At 47.3% G+C, this 19,475-nt stretch carries 9 protein-coding genes; 7 read left to right on the top strand and 2 right to left on the bottom strand.

Going from position 1 to position 19,475, the window contains the following annotated elements; translation table 11 throughout:
• The first annotated feature begins 2 nt into the window (after positions 1 to 2).
• Positions 3 to 1,544, top strand: a complete 1,542-nt coding sequence (locus tag VM802_RS30945; RefSeq protein WP_325538186.1) for a glycoside hydrolase family 10-like protein — start codon at positions 3 to 5, stop codon at positions 1,542 to 1,544.
• 255 nt (positions 1,545 to 1,799) lie between these two features.
• Here the strand turns inward: VM802_RS30945 and VM802_RS30940 are convergent, their stop codons facing one another.
• Positions 1,800 to 2,942 carry a hypothetical protein gene (locus VM802_RS30940; protein ID WP_325538184.1) on the bottom strand — a complete coding sequence of 381 codons (1,143 nt, stop codon included), beginning with the start codon at positions 2,940 to 2,942 and terminating at the stop codon, positions 1,800 to 1,802.
• Positions 2,943 to 3,307: 365 nt separating this feature from the next.
• Here VM802_RS30940 and gltB point away from each other — a divergent pair, with 365 nt between their 5' ends.
• The 6 genes from gltB to tamL all read left to right on the top strand — a co-directional run bounded on the left by gltB (position 3,308) and on the right by tamL (position 18,506).
• Positions 3,308 to 7,837, top strand: coding sequence for a glutamate synthase large subunit (gene gltB / locus VM802_RS30935; RefSeq protein WP_325538182.1), 4,530 nt, complete (start codon positions 3,308 to 3,310; stop codon positions 7,835 to 7,837).
• Between the two features lie 70 nt (positions 7,838 to 7,907).
• Entirely contained in the window at positions 7,908 to 9,383 is a 1,476-nt protein-coding gene (gene gltD / locus VM802_RS30930; protein ID WP_325538180.1) for a glutamate synthase subunit beta, read from the top strand.
• A 183-nt stretch (positions 9,384 to 9,566) separates the two neighbouring features.
• Entirely contained in the window at positions 9,567 to 10,190 is a 624-nt protein-coding gene (locus VM802_RS30925; RefSeq protein ID WP_325538178.1) for a DUF6563 family protein, read from the top strand.
• A 106-nt stretch (positions 10,191 to 10,296) separates the two neighbouring features.
• Entirely contained in the window at positions 10,297 to 10,761 is a 465-nt protein-coding gene (locus VM802_RS30920; RefSeq protein ID WP_325538176.1) for a hypothetical protein, read from the top strand.
• Positions 10,762 to 11,023: 262 nt separating this feature from the next.
• Entirely contained in the window at positions 11,024 to 16,063 is a 5,040-nt protein-coding gene (locus tag VM802_RS30915; protein ID WP_325538174.1) for a translocation/assembly module TamB domain-containing protein, read from the top strand.
• 7 nt (positions 16,064 to 16,070) lie between these two features.
• Entirely contained in the window at positions 16,071 to 18,506 is a 2,436-nt protein-coding gene (tamL, locus tag VM802_RS30910) for a translocation and assembly module lipoprotein TamL (RefSeq protein ID WP_325538172.1), read from the top strand.
• Between the two features lie 4 nt (positions 18,507 to 18,510).
• Here tamL and VM802_RS30905 read toward each other — a convergent pair.
• The coding region (locus VM802_RS30905; protein WP_325538170.1) for a thiamine pyrophosphate-dependent enzyme at positions 18,511 to 19,475 on the bottom strand (965 nt) is incomplete at its 5' end.

The raw sequence follows: 19,475 nt of genomic DNA, 5'->3' as shown, positions 1-19,475 counted from the left end.
AGATGTTGAAGCAATTAATAGCAGGCATATTTCTCTGGATATGTGTAATGCAGCAGGCATTGGCGCAATTGCCGCCAAAACGGGAACTAAGGGCTGTTTGGATAGCCACTGTTGAAAATATTGACTGGCCGTCAAGACGTGGGCTCAGTACAGAACAGCAAAAGCAGGAGTTTATCGCATTGCTAAACCAGCAGCAACGCAATGGTATCAATGCCATCATCGCACAGATACGCCCGGTTACAGATGCATTCTATCCTTCTCCATATGAGCCCTGGTCTGAATACCTTACCGGTGTACAAGGGCAGGCGCCTTATCCTTATTATGATCCGCTGCAGTTCATGATTGAAGAAACACATAAGCGGGGCATGGAATTCCATGCCTGGTTTAATCCTTACCGCGCCGTATTCAATGTCAATCGCAGCAGCGTTGCTGCCAATCATATCAGCCGCCTGAAACCCCAGTGGTTCCTCACCTACGGCGACAAAAAATATTTTGATCCAGGCGTACCTGAAGTGCGGGAATATGTAACCAATGTGATCCGCGATGTGGTGAAGCGCTACGATATTGATGCCGTTCATTTCGATGACTATTTTTATCCTTACCGTATTCCTGGCAAAGAGTTTCCGGACAACGCCTCATACCGTCTTTATGGCAACGGCATTATGAAAGATGACTGGCGCCGCGCTAACGTAGATGCCATTATACAAATGCTGAACACGGCCATCAAAGCCGAAAAGCCCTGGGTTAAATTTGGCGTAAGCCCGTTTGGTGTTTGGCGCAACCGCGACAAAGATCCTGAAGGGTCCTATACCAAAGGTGGTCAGACCAATTATGATGACCTTTATGCAGATGTACTGAAATGGCTGAAGAAAGGCTGGATTGACTACGTAGCACCACAGCTATACTGGGAGCGCGGTCACCGCCTGGCGGATTATGAAGTACTCCTCAACTGGTGGGGACAACACGGCTATGGCAAGCATGTATACATAGGCCATGGTGTATACCGCCTGGGGAGCAATGCTGCCTGGAAAAACCCTAACGAGCTGCCGGCACAGGTAGAAGAAGCACGCACCCTCAATACCATACAGGGAAGTATTTTTTACAGCGCCAAATCGTTCAGCGGCAATCCACTTGGCATTGAAGACACACTGCGCAACCACCTCTTCAGGTATCCGGCCCTACGTCCGCTGATGTCGTGGCTGCCTAAAGAAACGCCGGAGGCTCCTTATTTTATTGATGCCTTCGAGCGGCCCGGCGGCCTCGAAATACACTGGGCTGACGATGATACCAGTGGCCACACCAAACAATATGTACTCTACCGTTTTGAACAAAACGAGTCTATTAACGTCAGCGACCCTACAAAAATTATCGCCATCCTGCCTCAGGCTTCCGATCCTGAGTTCAAAGATGCCAGCTACGTAAGAGGTAGAACCTATACCTATGTAGTAACCGCTCTCGACAGGCTCCAAAATGAAAGCCAGCAGGGTGAACCGCTACGTGTACTGCTAAAGGGAGGGAAGCCGGAATTTATTTTCGAACCCTGACCATGATACATAGATGATTGTAGTGATGCTGACAACCATGATAAAAGCGAAATGCCCATTTAGACCAATGCTAAATGGGTATTTCGCTTTTTATAACTCATTAATAATCAGTCACTACCCTGTCTTGGTACAGAGAATCCACCACCCTACAGCCCGCGTCAGTATTGGAATACAGAAGGATACGTGGACTTGATGCGGAGATGAGCCAGATTTATCGTCCAGGATAAGCACCCGTAGGCTGCAACCACGACATAATCAGAAGATAAGATCACCCGTCTCCATATCAATGGCAGTAGCCGCCGGCTTGGGTTTCAGAGAAGGGAATGCATCTGTTTCGATCAGGGTAATAATACCCTTAGCGGTAGCAGCTCCGGCAATAGCGCCTCCTACAATCCCCCCAATGCCTGCTGTTGCACCAATAAGTAAGCTGCGGGTGAACATTGCTTTATTTCTTTTTACACTGGCATCAACATAATTGGTGAGTGAGTAGCCATATCCATTCCTTTCTAGCGGTACCAGCCCATTGGATACCGATTTAAATACAACACCCTTGCTTACAAAGCCCCACATTTCAGGAACCAGCGTTTTTTGTCCATCAGCAGAGACGGAGTAAGCTGGCACCTTCTTTTTCTTTTCAGGCTCACCAATTTCGAATGTGGTAATAGACGGCTTATTTTCCAGAAACTCCTGGAATGTAAGATAGATACCATCATTCAGCGAAGTATCTTTCAGAGCTGGTATCTCTCTTTTTTTCATGTACAGCACCAGAATAGCTTCCCGGGTGAGGCTGGGTGCGAGTGAATCTTTCAGTACAGTATCACAGGCAACCATAGATGCATCAAAAAGCCGTCTGAAAGCGTCTGCGATATTGCCTTTGTGCTTATGGGTTACATCCATGCCGCCGGTAGTGCGCACATCATCTGACTGCAGCAGGCGTTTATATGAGACCCCATCAGTGGAAGCATAGGCTCCCGCTTTCAACCGTACATAGGCCTTCTCACTCATGGCGCCTGTGCGTTCAGCAATGCGGAGATCTTCCACTATCCACAGCAGGTGCATTTCATTAGGCGTATACAGGGAACCGTAGCCTTCGTTTACAAACTCCTGGAGGTATTCCGGGAAACGCTTGTCCGGCGCTGCTCCTGTAACCTTGTTACTCATGCCCACCTGCATGAATCCCAGCGCTGAAGTATCCCATACGTTGCTGACAACTTCAATGCTGCTGATCTTATAAGGCGGCAGACCATCGTATTGCCGGGAGCGGGGAAGAGTGACTTTCCGGTAGGAAATCTTAGGCGCCTGTATTGTGTCCTCAGATGGATATTGTGCAAATAAAGGCAGTGATATAAAGAGGCATAAACCGATAGATGCTGTTTTTAGCAGTAGTTTTTTAGTCATACAGGTATAGGCGATTATCTGTCTATGTAAAATAAATGTCTGGCACAGAAGCGGTGTAAAACAAATGTATAGAAAATCTGCATCCGCTTGGGGGTGTTTTTCTGTCATCTTTTCATGTGAAATCCTACAATTCACTGCGATATTTTCGCCTCAGGGGTAACCGGGCAGAGATTATTCTTTTATAAATTCTAACAAAATGCCTATTATTTTTCATTTTTCATAAATTTTAAGCCTATAACAAAAGTTTGTATAAAAAATACGGCATTCCTTTAGTATCTTTAAACCGTTCCCGAATTATATCATACACCATCACCTGCGGCGCAAGTCAATGGGAAAAGTGTGTCAAAGCAAAAAATCTAAACCAAATGGATGAAGTGAAGCAAAAGCAAGGTTTATACCGTCCTGAATTTGAACATGATGCCTGCGGAACAGGGTTTACTGCTCATATCAAGGGCCGTAAGTCCCACCATATTATCCGTGATGCGCTCACCATGCTGGAAAACATGGAACACCGCGGTGCATGCGGCTGTGAGCAAAACACAGGTGATGGTGCAGGGATCCTGTTTCAGACCCCTCATGAATTTTTGTATGATGAGTGCCTTAAAATAGGTATCCGCCTGCCAGAGTTTGGAAAATACGGTGTAGGTATGGTCTTCTTTCCAAAAGAACCACGCTGGCGCGAAGAATGCCGTGAGATAATTCAACGCAGTGCAGATAAGCTTGGCCTGGAGATTTTAGGTTACCGCAAAGTGCCTGTGCGCCCTGATGGAATCGGGGAGTCCGCATTATCGGTGGAACCGGAAATAGAACAGGTATTCATCGCCTGTCCTTATCATATCAGTGATCCAGAAGCATTTGAGCGCAAGCTGTTTGTGCTTCGTAACTATGTATCAAAAACAGTACGCAATACAGTACCTAAGGAAAAAGCGCTGTTCTATATTGCTTCCCTGTCATATAAAACTATTGTTTATAAAGGTCAGCTGACCACTTACCAGGTTCGTCATTATTACCCGGACCTCAGTGATGAGAAGATGGTATCGGCCTTCGCGCTCATCCACTCCCGATTTGCAACCAACACATTCCCAAGCTGGCGATTAGCGCATCCTTACAGGTACATTGCGCACAATGGGGAAATCAACACGCTGAAAGGTAACCTGAACTGGCTTCGCGCCGGTGAAAGGGACTTTGCGACCAAGTATTTCACGCCGGAAGAAATGGGTATGCTGCTGCCCATTGTGGAAGAGGGCCAATCCGATTCCGCCAGCCTGGATAATGTGATCGAACTGCTTACCATGACAGGCCGCTCATTGCCGCATGTAATGATGATGCTGATACCGGAAGCATGGGATGGTAATGAAGATATGGACCCGGTAAAGAAAGCATTCTATGAATACCACGCTTCCCTCATGGAGCCGTGGGACGGACCGGCATCTATTTCATTCACTGACGGAAAGATCATCGGCGCAACACTGGATCGTAATGGACTACGCCCCAGCCGCTTCGTTGTTACCAAAGATGACCGTGTGATCATGGCTTCAGAAGCCGGCGTATTACCGGTAGATCCAAAGAATGTAAAAGAAAAGGGGCGCCTGCAGCCTGGCAAAATGTTCATCGTAGACATGGATCAGGGCCGCATTATCGGTGATGAAGAACTGAAGCAGCAGATTTGTTCTCAGCAGCCTTACGGCGAATGGCTGAACAAATACAAGATCCGCCTGGAAGAGTTACCGGAGCCAAGGGTAACCTTCACCCACCTCGAACACGAACAGATATTCAAATATCAGCGTGCCTTCGGTTACAGCACCGAAGACCTGGAGCAGATCATAGCACCCATGGCTATCGACGGCAAAGAGCCCGTTGGTTCAATGGGTACTGATACGCCGCTTGCTGTACTCAGCAATCAGCCGCAACATCTCTGCAACTATTTCAAGCAACTGTTTGCACAGGTAACCAACCCACCAATAGATCCTATCAGGGAAAGATTGGTAATGTCGCTGGCCACTTATGTGGGCAACAACGGCAACCTGCTGGATGAAGATCCGCTGCACTGCCACGGCGTTGCGCTGCGTCATCCTATCCTCAATAACCACGAGCTGGAGAAGATCCGCAGTATTGATACCGGCTTGTTCCAGGCCAAAACGCTGCACACTTATTTCAAAGCCGACGGCAAACCCGGCTCCATGGAAAAGGGATTGGCGCGTATCTGCCGTTATGCTGTGGATGCAGTAGAAGATGGTTTCGAAGTCATCATTCTATCTGACCGTGCTATTGATTCAGAACATGCCGCTATCCCGTCTATCCTGGTGGCCTCTGCTGTGCATCATCACCTGATCCGCAAAGGATGCCGCGGCCAGGTAGGTCTGATCGTAGAAGCCGGCGACGTATGGGAAGTGCATCATTTCGCCTCCCTGCTCAGTTTCGGCGTTACGGCTATCAACCCGTACCTGGCACTCAGCACTATCCGCGACATGAAACTGAACAATAAGCTGGATACCGCTCAGGATGTAGACAAACTGAAAAAGAATTATGTCAAAGCCGTATGCGATGGCCTGCTGAAAGTGTTCTCCAAAATGGGTATCTCCACCTTGCAGTCATACCAGGGTGCACAGATATTCGAAATCCTCGGTATCAACCAGGAAGTGGTGGATAAATATTTCACAGGTGCAGTATCCCGTATCCAGGGTCTTGGCGTGGACGACATCGCCCGCGAGACACTGGCGAAACACTGGATGGGCTACGGCCGGAAGGAAACGCCGGTACAGCGCCTTACAGAAGGCGGTGTTTATCAGTGGAAACGTAAAGGAGAGTTCCATCTCTTCAATCCCACAACAATCCATCTGCTGCAATATTCCACCCGTATGGGAGATTACAGCATCTTTAAAAAATATTCCAAAGCGGTTAACGATCAGAGCGAAAAGGCTTGTACTCTTCGTAGCATGTTTTCGTTCAGACGTACCCGTGCTTCTATTTCTATCGATGAAGTGGAACCGGCTGCCAGCATACTTAAACGCTTTGCTACCGGCGCAATGAGCTTCGGCTCTATATCGCATGAGGCCCACTCTACACTGGCAATAGCGATGAATCGCATTGGTGCTAAAAGCAATACCGGTGAAGGTGGTGAAGATGAACTGCGCTATGAAGAGCTGCCAGGCGGTGACTCTATGCGCTCTGCCATCAAACAGGTTGCCAGTGCCCGTTTCGGGGTTACCAGCTACTACCTGACTAATGCAGATGAACTGCAGATCAAAATGGCCCAGGGTGCAAAACCTGGAGAGGGAGGACAACTGCCCGGCCACAAAGTAGACGACTGGATCGCCAAAGTAAGACACGCAACGCCGGGTGTAGGGCTTATATCTCCACCTCCGCATCACGATATTTATTCTATTGAGGATTTGGCGCAGCTGATATTTGATCTGAAAAATGCCAACCGCGCCGCACGTATCAGCGTGAAGCTGGTGTCCAAAGCCGGCGTGGGAACGATCGCTGCTGGTGTTGCCAAAGCGCATGCAGACGTGGTACTTGTATCTGGCCATGATGGTGGCACCGGTGCTTCTCCGGTAAGCTCTATCAGGCACGCAGGCTTGCCCTGGGAACTGGGCTTGGCTGAATCACATCAGACACTCGTAAAAAATAAGCTCCGCAGCAGGGTAGTCCTCCAAACGGATGGACAGCTGAAAACCGGCCGTGATATCGCGATTACAACATTGCTGGGTGCAGAAGAATGGGGTGTAGCTACTGCAGCCCTGGTGGTAGAAGGCTGTATCATGATGCGCAAATGCCATCTGAATACCTGCCCCGTAGGTGTGGCTACACAGGATGCCGAACTGCGCAAACGCTTTGCCGGTGATCCTCAGCATGTGGTGAATCTCTTTACCTTCCTGGTGGAAGAACTGCGTGAGATCATGGCCGACCTCGGATTCCGCACAATAACTGAAATGGTGGGCCAGGTGGACTCCCTACAAATGCGTGAAGGTGTTACCAACTGGAAAACCCAGAAGCTGGATCTGTCGCCAATCCTTTATAAGGAACCTGCATCTGCTGAAACAGGCCTGTATAAACAGGAAGAGCAGGATCATGGCATCCGTGAAGTGTTGGACTGGCAGCTGTTGAAAGCAGCACAGCCCGCGCTGGAGAAGAAAGCCCGCGTATATCAACAGTTCGCTGTAAAAAATACAGATCGTACTATCGGTACCATTCTGTCAAACGAAATATCCAAACGTTATAAGAGCGAAGGTCTTCCGGAAGATACGCTGCACTTCAAGTTCATAGGATCTGCGGGCCAGAGCTTTGGCGCCTTCACAACAAAAGGACTTACCCTCGAGCTGGAAGGTGAAGCCAATGATTACTTCGGTAAAGGACTCTCCGGCTCTAAGCTGATACTCTATCCTCATGGAGAATCCGGCTTCAAAGCGGAAGAGAATATCATTGCGGGCAACGTTTGCTTCTACGGCGCTACATCCGGCGAGGCCTATATCCGTGGAAAAGCCGGCGAACGCTTCTGCGTACGTAACTCCGGTGCTACTGTGGTAGTAGAAGGAGTAGGTGATCACGGTTGTGAGTATATGACTGGTGGCAAGGCTGTAATATTGGGTGAAACCGGCCGTAATTTCGGAGCAGGTATGAGCGGAGGTATTTCATATGTATACGATGTGAAAGGCACATTTGCCAATCACTGCAATAGGGATATGATAGACCTTGATCCCCTGGATCAGGAAGACGTTGCTGCGCTGCAGGATCTGATTACTAAACACCACGCCTATACGAATAGTACCGTGGCGAAGTTTATACTGAAAGACTGGGAAAACCAGCTGCGTCATTTTGTGAAGGTATTCCCGAAAGAATACAAGGCAGTACTGAGATCCGGCAGGTTATTAGGCCAGAAGATCGGTCATTGAGAGATAAACAAATAATATTCATCATCAATCTAAATATCCCTTGCAGGTAAGGGACTTGTGGAGGAAAATTATGGGTAAACCTACAGGATTCCTGGAATTTACACGCGAGCAGCCGGGAAAAGCAAACCCGCAGGAAAGGATAAGCCATTACAACGAATTTGTAGCCCGCTTCCCTGATAACAAACTGAATCAGCAGGCAGCCCGCTGTATGAATTGCGGCGTACCCTTCTGTCACAGCGGTTGTCCGCTGGGCAACGTGATCCCTGAGTTCAACGATGCTGTTTATCGTCAGGACTGGCAGGAAGCATATGACATACTTACATCCACCAACAACTTCCCGGAATTTACCGGCCGCATCTGTCCGGCGCCCTGCGAAAGTGCATGTGTGCTGGGTATTAATCAGCCGCCGGTAGCCATCGAGGAAATTGAAAAACATATTATTGAGATTGCATTCGATAAGGGTCTGGTGCAGGCCAAAACACCGCGTGTTCGTACCGGCAAGAAGGTAGCCGTAATTGGCTCCGGCCCCGCCGGACTCGCTGCAGCCGCACAGCTGAATTATGCCGGCCATCTCGTTACCGTATTTGAGCGTGATGATGCACCTGGCGGCCTGTTACGCTATGGTATTCCTGATTTCAAACTGGAAAAATGGACTATCGACCGCAGGATCAAACTAATGGAAGAAGAAGGCGTGGTATTTCAGTGCAATGCCAACGTAGGCGTTAACGTTAGTGTGAGTGACCTGCTGCGGGAATATAACGCAGTAGTACTTGCCGGCGGATCAACCATCCCACGTGACCTGAAGATTGAAGGCCGGGAATTGAAGGGCGTCCACTACGCCATGGACTTCCTGAAACAGCAGAATAAAAGAGTAGGCAATCGTCCTGTAGAGGGCGCAGATATACTGGCCACCGGCAAAAACGTGGTAGTGATTGGTGGTGGCGATACCGGCTCCGACTGCGTAGGCACCAGTAATCGTCACGGTGCAACGTCCGTTACGCAACTGGAGTTGCTGCCCAAACCTCCCGGAGAGCGCTCTACATATATGCCCTGGCCGACTTACCCAATGGTCCTGAAAACATCCTCTTCTCATGAAGAAGGCGCCGACAGACAATGGGCAATTGCCACCAAAGCGTTCATTGGAGATGAGAACGGCCATCTGAAAGCATTGCGCCTTGTGAATCTGCAATGGTCGCTCAGTGCTGATGGCAGGCCTGCACAGTTTACTGAAGTGCCTGGTTCTGAAAGGGATATACCTTGTGAATTAGCACTCCTGGCAATGGGTTTTGTACATCCACAACATACCGGCATGCTGGATCAGCTGGACGTGGACAGAGACGAACGCGGCAATGTAAAAGCAACCGAAAAAGACTACCTTACATCTATACCCAAAGTGTTTGCTGCAGGAGATATGCGCCGTGGTCAATCACTGGTGGTATGGGCTATCAGTGAAGGCCGCGAGTGTGCAAGAAAAGTAGATGAGTTTCTGATGGGCAGCTCGCAGCTGGAAAGCAAAGACCATTCGCTTCAGGCAATGGCATTATAATTTGTGAACTTTTATACGTTTTTCTCATAAGCAGGTTTAGATTTTGTTGTAACCTTCAGCCGGGCTGGGTTTTTACCCGGCCTTTTATTTTTTAACGACAGAATTCCCACATCAGCAGAAACAATATCCTTATCCAGCTATTTCTTTATTCCCCACATCTGAAACCTGATACATTTGTTTCTTATGAAACGGTGTTTGTGCTTACTGGTCCTACTTTCCGTAATCATGCCTGCCGCTGCACAAAGCAATGATACGGCTACAATGATCGTACATACGCGGGCATTGAAGAAGGGGTTATATAAGACCTTTTCGGAATTTCAGCAAAACAATCCTTCCGAAGATGGAGATATTGTCATCCGCGAAAGGAGCAGCGCTGCTCAGATCTATCTGCTGGCCAGCAGGAACGAACTGGTATTGCGCAGCCCTGATGGGCAGGAACATAAAATAAAAAAATACTGGGGTTACTGCGACGGAAAGAATATTTACATTAAAGATAATGGGCTCAATAAAATCCAGGAAACCGGTTATTACTGTTTGTATGAATTACACGGCGTACAGCCGTCCCGCGCTATATACAACCAGGCCGATATGACCGTAATGCCGATGAGCACCCCCTTGCACCTGAAAAAAGTAATCAATATTGTTACTGGCGAGATCCTCGAATTATCTGTCTACAATCTCAGAAAATACATCCTACCCCAAGACCCTGAACTGCTGAAAGAATTCCTCAATGACAAAGAAAGACACGAGCAGCAGGAATACTATATACTCCGCTTTAACCAGCGTAACTCAGCTATAGCGAAATGATCTGGGTTATTTCATAATGAACAAACTTGCTTCCTGTTAACATAATCCTTTCGTTATTCTCATACTTTCATATTTCATGATATTGTTAACCAATAAACTTTTTTACATGAAAAAAGACCTGATTAATGCTATTGAGAAAGCGATGGCACAGGAAGGGCTTTGCAGAACAGAAGAAAGGCTGGCAGACATTATTTATGATCGGGGAATTAATGAAGACAGCCTCTCCATAATCCTTTCAAAAGGAGACGAGGTACTGTTCAGTACTTCAAGCGGGCAAATAAAAAGGCAGCTGAATATACCTGAATGTAGATCTATGGCTGATTTTCTGCCAACATTAACCATAACTGCAAAAAGCCTGGCTATGGAATTAACCCGCCATAATGTTTTAAAGAAGGATTTATCTGGCGAAGAAAAAATTACTGAGGAGCATATCGATAACAATACCGCTGTCCGAAAGATCCTGTTGGACAGAGGCATAAACCCAGAGACATTGCCGCCGGCGGAAGACATTGCCCAGGTGAAGAAAAGAATAAGCCGGGAAGACAAAAATACACTGGAAATCAAAGAATAACAGGCCGTCGCCGATTACTTCTTATATCCTGCATTTTTCATCCTTTCTAATAGTTTTTTTTGCCCCTCTGGTCAAAATAGTATGCCCGTTACCGTATTTTTTAATGTATCCTTGCACTAAATATTTGTCCCTGATACCCCCGGGTAAATCTTATGGCCCATTGTTTTCATTACATGGGTGCGTTTGTATGCCCGTGAAGTAAACCAATAGAACGTTATTACGTTTTATTTTCAGTAATTTACTATTTAGAGTAACATTCATAGTGACAGAACCTACAGAAACCGTGGAAAGACGTAGCCGTCCCTGGTGGAGATGGCTTTTGTGGATTGTTGTTGCGGTGCTTTTGCTGCCCGTAATGGCCGTGTTATTATTACAACTTAACGGCGTACAGAATTACCTGAGACAACAGGGCGAAATATATCTGCAAAAAAAGCTCAAAACAAAAGTACAGATTGGTTATCTCCGCGCAAGGGGATGGCAATATCTCGAGCTGAGGAATGTATATGTTGCTGACACGTCGCATCAGGCCCTCTTCTACACTGGGTCCCTGAAGGTGCACTATAATCTTTTCTCTTTCATCAGCAATGAATTACAGATTGACAAACTGGAATGGGACAGTTTGCTCGTAAATGCATACAGGCATCATGGCGACAGCGCCTTCAACTTTCAGTTTGCCGTGGACGCCTTTGTGCATAAGTCCGAAGTACCCGATACTATTGCTCCTGCCACCGGTACTACTATGCAGTTCAGGATCAAGGATGTCTCACTGAAGCATACCAAAGTGAGCTTTATCGACGATCCCGGAGGCATGAGCGCCGTTGTTACCTGGACCAACCTGCACCTGGATCCGGATGATCTGCTGGTAAGTGATGGTGTGTATTCCTTTCGCGGCATCGTGCTCGATGGACTCAGGGGGTTCTTCCGGCAGGCATATATTGCACCCGCCGCCGGAGCGGCTCCGCCGCCATCCAAAACAGATACAGGCAGTACGGCATTTCATCTGTTGCTGAAAAAACTACAGATCACCAATAGTACCTTCCTCTATGCCAGCGATGGCATCGGCATCACTACAGCATGGAAAATAGGCGATCTTCAACTTCGTAATACCAGCCTGGATCAGGATTCGACCCGTATACAGGTTGGATCGCTTGCAATTAATAATACCGTTGGCACGCTTGCAATGGTGCCAGGAAAAGATACTACCCCAGCACCCAAAGATGCTGCTCCCAATACCTGGCAGGTGTTTGCCACGCAAGTGAACCTCGACAGGCTTGCTTTCCGTTACGACAATGGACCGGCTCCCAAAGCAGCAGGCCCTGATCCGGATTATAACCACTTGTTGCTCACAAACTTTTACAGCCGCATCAGCAATGTGAAGTATAAGCCAGACAGTACCAGTGTAGATATTAAATCCCTCACTGTCCGTGAGAGGTCTGGCTTTGCCATACGCAAAACCAATATGCAGGTGTTGTTCACCCCTCAGAACCTCGTATTGCAGAACTTCCTGTTGCAAACAAACAAGAGTATTTTCAGAAAACATATATCCGTTACCGTGCCTTCATGGTCCGGAATTTCGGATCATCTCGATCAACTGGGAATCGATGCCAATCTCGATTCCGTAGAGGTTGCTCTGGATGAATGGTTACCGTTTGTTCCCGGAGCGCGCTCCAATAAATCCTTTGCTCCGCTGTGGAACAAGCAGCTAACGCTGGCGGCTATACTAAAAGGTTCGCTCAGCCAACTGGACATAAAACATCTGTACGTTAATGATCATGGCGGCAATATTATTAAGGCCGAAAACAGCCAGATAATGCATGCTGCCGATCCGGATCGTCTGGAGGCAAATCTGCCGGAGCTTTACATAGAATCCGGCAACAAGCCCCTGCGATCCTGGGTGCCTCCACATACTATACCGGATACGCCCCGTCTGCCGGAACATATAATCATCACCGGCATGTTCAAGGGCGGCATGAAGAATATACTCACGCAGTTGCAACTGAAGAGCGATATAGCTTCGGCAAGTGTCAATGCCCACCTGGTAAATATCACAGACAGCATAAATGGCTCCTACGATATAAATATTCCGTTTTTCCGGGTGCATCCCGGCATTATGCTTTCCGATACAGCACTCGGATGGATAGCAGGAAGCCTGAATGCTAATGGCCAGGGGTACACCCTGAAGCAGATGGCAGCCAACGCCACCGCACAGTTAAACGAAGCCACCTATAACGGGTATACATACAGGGATATTAACCTGAAGGCGGCGCTCAACAGGGGAGCTTTCTCTGCCAATGGAGAAACAGCAGATACCAGTTTTATCAGCACTTTTGACATCAGAGGAAACATAGCAGATACTGCTATCAAGGCGTTGAAAATGAATCTGGATCTGACCAATGCCAATCTCTATGCTACGCGCTGGTATAGTGAACCATTGACGCTTAAAGGCAGTCTGAACGCAGATTTCAACAGCCTTGATCCACGTCGCATTGAAGGGTCAGCCCTGCTCACTGACTGGCAGATCCTCACCAAAGGACAGATATTCCCCCTCGATAGTATAGCGCTGGTGGCTAATTACAGCGATCAACAATACTTGTCACTCAAAAGCCCGCTGGGAACTATTCTCGCGAATGGGAATATAGACTATACGAAAATAGGAGCTGCTTTCAGCAGTATCATCAGCAAACCACTGCAACCCGCAGACTCCGGCCGCATTATTACGGTTCCTGCTGATCAGCATCTCGCATGGACGGCCTCGCTGCTGTGGCCATCCAGCCTGCAACCATTGTTACCACAGCTTCGCATGGATGTGCCGCTGGAGATTACGGGCAGACTTAACAGCGACAGTAGTTTGCTCTTTGTTAATGCAACGCTGCCTAAAGTAAGCTATGACTCGCTGCACGCAGACAGTATAAAACTGTTTGCACATATTGCCGATACATCATTTAAGACAGATGTTTCTTTGGCAAGACTGTATCATCCTACATTCCCTTTGTATCATACCTCACTCACTGCCCAGGCCAACAGCGGTGTTGTCGACTTCGATCTCCTGATGGATGATGTGAAGAATAAACCCAAATATAAGCTGGGCGGATTACTATCTTTCCTCTCTGACAACGTAATGCTGTTGTCGCTCAAATCAGGACTGCTGTTAAATAAGCAGGAGTGGACCGTCGCAGACAACAATATCCTGCGCATGAAAAACGGGAATCCGGATACTGCCAATATTAAATTATCGCAAGGCGGACAATCCATTCAGGTCGGCACAATACCGGATACCAGCACGACACCTGCTTTACAAGCTAAAGTATCCAACTTTCAGTTGTCTACTATTACAGGGATGCTGGCATCAGATACCCTGCTGGCAAACGGCATACTTAATGCTGACGGCGTAGTACGTAGCTGGGCTCAGACCCCGTTAGTGCAAGCCAATCTGAAGCTCGATAGCTTAACAGTGAAGAATGTACGCATTGGAACACTGGATGCCACCGTAAGTAATGACATGCCGAACCAGTACCTGGTAAAAGCTACGTTACAGGGCAACGAGAATGATATGGCTATAAATGGCACCTACGATAGCACGATCAATGCGCAGGTGAATATCAATCATCTCAATATGGCTATCCTGGAACCATTTACAATGGGATATATATCCAGGATGCATGGTGGCGCCAGTGGTAAGTTTGACATCAGCGGCACACCCGGTGCACCTTTAGTACGAGGGAGCCTGCACTTCAACAATGCAACAGGAACCATTAACTATATAGGTAGTACTTTACATCTTCCTGATGAAGATATTGTCATCGACGAAAAAGGAATACTGCTCAACAATCTCGTCATCGCCGACAGTCTGAAAAATGAACTCGTGGTGAATGGTCGTATTAACACGACGGATTTCACCAATTACAATTTCCTGCTCGATGTAAATGCAGACAACTTCATGGCACTGGGTGAGCAACAGAAGCCAGACCAATGGCTATACGGACCTGCATTCATTGATAGTAAGGTAAAAATCCGCGGTAACCTCGATCTTCCCAGGGTGGATGCCGCTGTAAAACTGCGCGATAAATCAAGCGTTACTTTCATCATTCCACAAGAAAATCCAGGCGTGGCAGACCGTGAAGGAATCATAGAGTTTGTGGATAAATCTAATCCTGTGGATTCCGCCCTGCTGGCCAAACAAGATAGTTCAAAATATTCCAATCCGAAACTGAAGGGGGTTATCTTCTCCGGTAACCTGGAGATTACTCCCCAATCCACTATCAAAATAGTTATTGACAGTCAGAACGGTGACTATGTTCAGGCGAAAGGAACTGCCAACCTCAACGCCACGCTTGACCCGAGTAGCAAAATGAGCATCACTGGCCGCTACGAGATTTCGGAAGGAAAGTATGAGATGTCTTTAAACCAGTTGATCAAGCGCTCCTTTGATATTCAGAAAGGAAGTTTCATTTCTTTCAATGGTGATGCCATGAGCGCAGATCTCGACATCACAGCGAAGTACACCGTGAATGCACCTGCTATAGATCTGGTACAGGATCAGCTTTCCACTAAATCTGCTGAAGATAGAAACAAGTACAAGCAACGTATTCCATTTGAGGTATATCTCATGATAAAGGGGAACATGAAGAAGCCGGATATCAGCTTCAGACTGGATATGCCCGAAAAGGAACGTAACCTCTTTGAAGGAACACCTTACAACAAACTGAAGCAGATCAACCAGGTACCGTCTGAACTAAACAAACAGGTGATGGGTCTGCTGGTACTCAATACTTTCATTCCGGAAGATCCTATGAGCACACTCGACAACACCGGCGGCGGAGTTGGGCAAGCTGCAAGGAACAGTGTGAGTAAGATTTTATCTCAGCAACTCAACAATCTGGCGGGTAATCTCATCAAAGGTGTGGATCTTAATTTCGATCTTCAGAGCAAGCAAGACTATTCAAGCGGTACCGCTCAGGAGAAGACGAACCTCAATATAGGCGCATCCAAAAATCTCTTCAATGATCGCTTAACCGTTTCCGTTGGTTCCAACATCCTTCTCACAGGAAATCAACAGAATACCAGCTCACTAGTGGGGGATATCTCTGTTGACTATAAACTTACGAGGGATGGCAGGTATAAAATACGGGTGTATCAGCGCAATGATAATCAGACAGTTATTGAGGGGCAACTGATAGAAACAGGCGTAGCCTTCATGCTTGTGATGGACTATGATGAGTTTAGAGAAATATTCCAGCGGTCCAAAAGAGATCGGCGGGCCGAGAAACTGAGAGACAACAAAAAAAACAAAAAGAACAAGTAACAGCCGGATGCGGAAAGGAAATAACAATATCATTGCTTTAATTATATTATGCCTGGGATTCATGGCCATCAGTTCCTGCAGTACTACGCGCACAGTGCCGGAAGGTGATCGCCTGTATATCGGAGGTTCTGTTACCTGGAAAAGCAAGAAGCCCAAAGATTACAGCACCCTTTCAGAAGGAATGAGTAGCCGGTTGAGGCCCAAAACCAACCGGAAGTTTATCGGTATGCCCATCAAACTGTGGTTATATAATCTGGGTAATGAGCCCAAAAAGAGAGGCCTCAACTATCTGCTACGCAAAAAATGGGGCGAGCCACCAGTATTACTAAGCCAGGCCAAGCCAGACTATACATCTACTGTACTTGAGCAATATCTCGTTGATCATGGATATTTCCAGTCTGATATTACTTCAGAAGTAAAAAAGGTAGGTAGAAAGAAAGCAACCATTCACTATACCGCGGTACCGAATCATCGCTACACCATTAAGAGCGTTACATATTTGACTGACACCAGCGCAATTGGCCGCTCTGTTACAAAAACAAAAGAGGAAAGTTCCCTGATAGTAGGCAAACCTTATTCCCTGGATTCTGTGAAGGCAGAACGGGAACGCATACACGCTGCTCTCAAGGAACAGGGTTACTATTACTTTACACCAGATTATCTGCTGGTGCAGGTAGACAGTACCAATAGCGGTACTGTGGATCTCTATTTAAAAATTAAAGACAATACACCAATGTTGGCACTGCGTCCTTACAAGATGCATGACATCAGCCTTTTCCCAGACTATTCCCTGGACAACGATTCTCTCTCCGTGCTGGGCACTCCCAAGAGATATCATGGTATCTATATCGTAGACTCCTCCAAGCGTTTTAAACCTATTGTGTTTGAACGGTCTGTGTTCCTCCGGCCCGATAGTCTGTATCGCCTCAGTTCTCACAATATTACATTGCAAAGACTGATTAACCTAGGTGTGTTCAAGTTTGTAAAAGGCACCTTCCGGCCAATACGTGATACCTCCGTGCATAATATCACTGCTGGCAACCCCAATGCACCGGAAAGACCAGTATTCCGCGCTGCAAAGGACACTACTTATCGGCGCGATACTACCCTGGCTCAAACATACAGGGCAATGGTCAATAACAGGGTGTCACTCGATAGTGGCTGGCTCGACGCCAAATTTTATCTAACACCTTATCAGCGCAGGTCTTTGCAGACAGAGCTTCGCGGTACATCAAAATCGAACGGATTCATTGGCTCCCAGGCCAAGATCACCGCCAAGAACCGTAACTGGCTTCACTCTGCCACGCTCCTGGAAATCTCTCTTACCGGTGGAATGGAATGGCAAACCGGCAACAATAGCGCTGGCGGATCCAACTCCTACGCACTCGGTGCAGAAGTAGCGGTGACCATTCCCCGCTTCTTCACACCTATCAAAGGTATAAACATCCGCACGCCATACGTTCCCCGTACGCGTATAAGCGCCAGCTATGAACTATACAGTCGTGCTGATATGTATAACCTTAACGCATATACGCTACAGTTACAATATTTATGGCAACGCAGCCAGTTTCTGAGTCATACTTTCTCGCCGATTGCCGTTACATATGTCTTGCCTACCAAAACGACACAGGCGTACGACGACATTCTCAAAAATGATCCCGGTCAGCGCGCAGCAATTGAAAAACAATTCATCCTGGGTGGTAATTATTCCATCACGTATAATAATCAGACAGCCAATCGTATCCATAGTTTTTACCTGAACGGGAATATTGACGTATCTGGAAATATCGCCGGACTATTGATTAAAAAGGGGGATTCCACCAAAAACATCCTCAATAATCCGTTCGCCCAGTATGAGCGGCTAAGCCTCGAAGGGCGTCACTACTGGTCTCTGGGGAAAGGCAAACAATGGATCAATCGTCTCTTCATTGGCTATGGCCTTCCTTATGGCAATTCGCGCACACTGCCTTTTGTGAAGCAGTTCTTTACCGGCGGTAGCAGCAGTATACGTGCCTTCAAAGCCCGAACGTTGGGGCCCGGGTCTTACCACAATCCGCGGGTGGATTCAAGTGCGCTGCTGGCCAATGAAGCGGGTGATGTAAAACTGGAGTTCAACTCTGAAGTAAGAGTCCATTTGGCGAGTGTTTTCAATGTAGCCGCTTTCGTAGATGCAGGTAATATCTGGTTACAGAAGAAAAGTGATGATAAACCCGGCGCAGAGTTTAAATTCGACAAGTTCTATAAAGATATTGCTGTTGGTGCCGGACTCGGCTTACGTATAGACGCATCTATTGTGGTTGTTCGATTTGATCTCGCAATACCACTCAGGATTCCTTACCTTCCGGAAGGCGAAAGATGGGTGATTAATAAAATAAGTTTCGGAGATCCTGAGTGGCGTAAAAAGAATTTAATTCTGAATATTGCTATCGGTTATCCGTTCTGATTGTTTAAAGTACATCCCTGATATGCTTGGCGTTTGATTTCAAACTATCAAAAACTTCTTCATAGCGACCACCCAATATGAGTTTACTCATCCATAGGGCATACCCTTTCATTTGTTCAAATTCAATTTTGGGCGGCATCGCCAGTGAATTGGGATTGGTAAAGACATTTACCAACACCGGCCCATCAGTATCAAACACCTGCTTCAGAATAGGCTCTGTTTCTTCCGGTTTGCGGATTGTGTAGGAAGCGAATCCTATTGCTGCGGCCACAGCCGCAAAATCAGGATTTTCCATATTAGTCTGCCAGTCTGGAATACCAGCTACTTCCATCTCCAGCTTTACCATACCTAACGCACGGTTATTAAATACGATCACTTTCACCGGCAGCTTATACTGGCGTATGGTCATCAGATCACCGAGCAACATGCTGAGGCCTCCATCGCCACAAAGAGCCACCACCTGCCGGCCAGGCTGTGCCAAAGCCGCGCCAATGGCCTGTGGCATGGCATTGGCCATGGAACCGTGATTGAATGACCCTAACAATGTTCGTTTACCTGTTGCTTCTATATAACGGGCGGTCCATACATTGGTCATTCCGGTATCTACCGTAAAAATAGCGTCTGGTGCAGCTATCCGGTTGATAACTGTAGCCACATATTCCGGGCTTATCTGTTCATCCTTACCCTGATCCGTTACGTATGTTTGCAGGCGTTTCTGTACTTCGCGGTATAAATCCAGCATTTCATCAAGAAAGTCACGGTCTGCTTTCGCTTCCAGCAAGGGAAGCATCGCTCTGACGGTATCGGCTATATTACCACAAAGACCCAATTCCAGGTTGGCGCGACGTCCGAGTCTCTCTGGCCGGATGTCGATCTGTATGATCTTTGCTTTCTCAGGCATGAAAGGTGTATAGGGGAAGTCTGTTCCCAGTAGGAGCACCACATCTGCTTCATGCATACTTTTATAGG

This window comes from Chitinophaga sp., from assembly GCF_035538455.1.
GTDB lineage: Bacteria > Bacteroidota > Bacteroidia > Chitinophagales > Chitinophagaceae > Chitinophaga.
The sequence above is the reverse complement of the archived record's forward strand: the minus strand, read 5'-3'. Positions and strand labels throughout refer to the sequence as shown.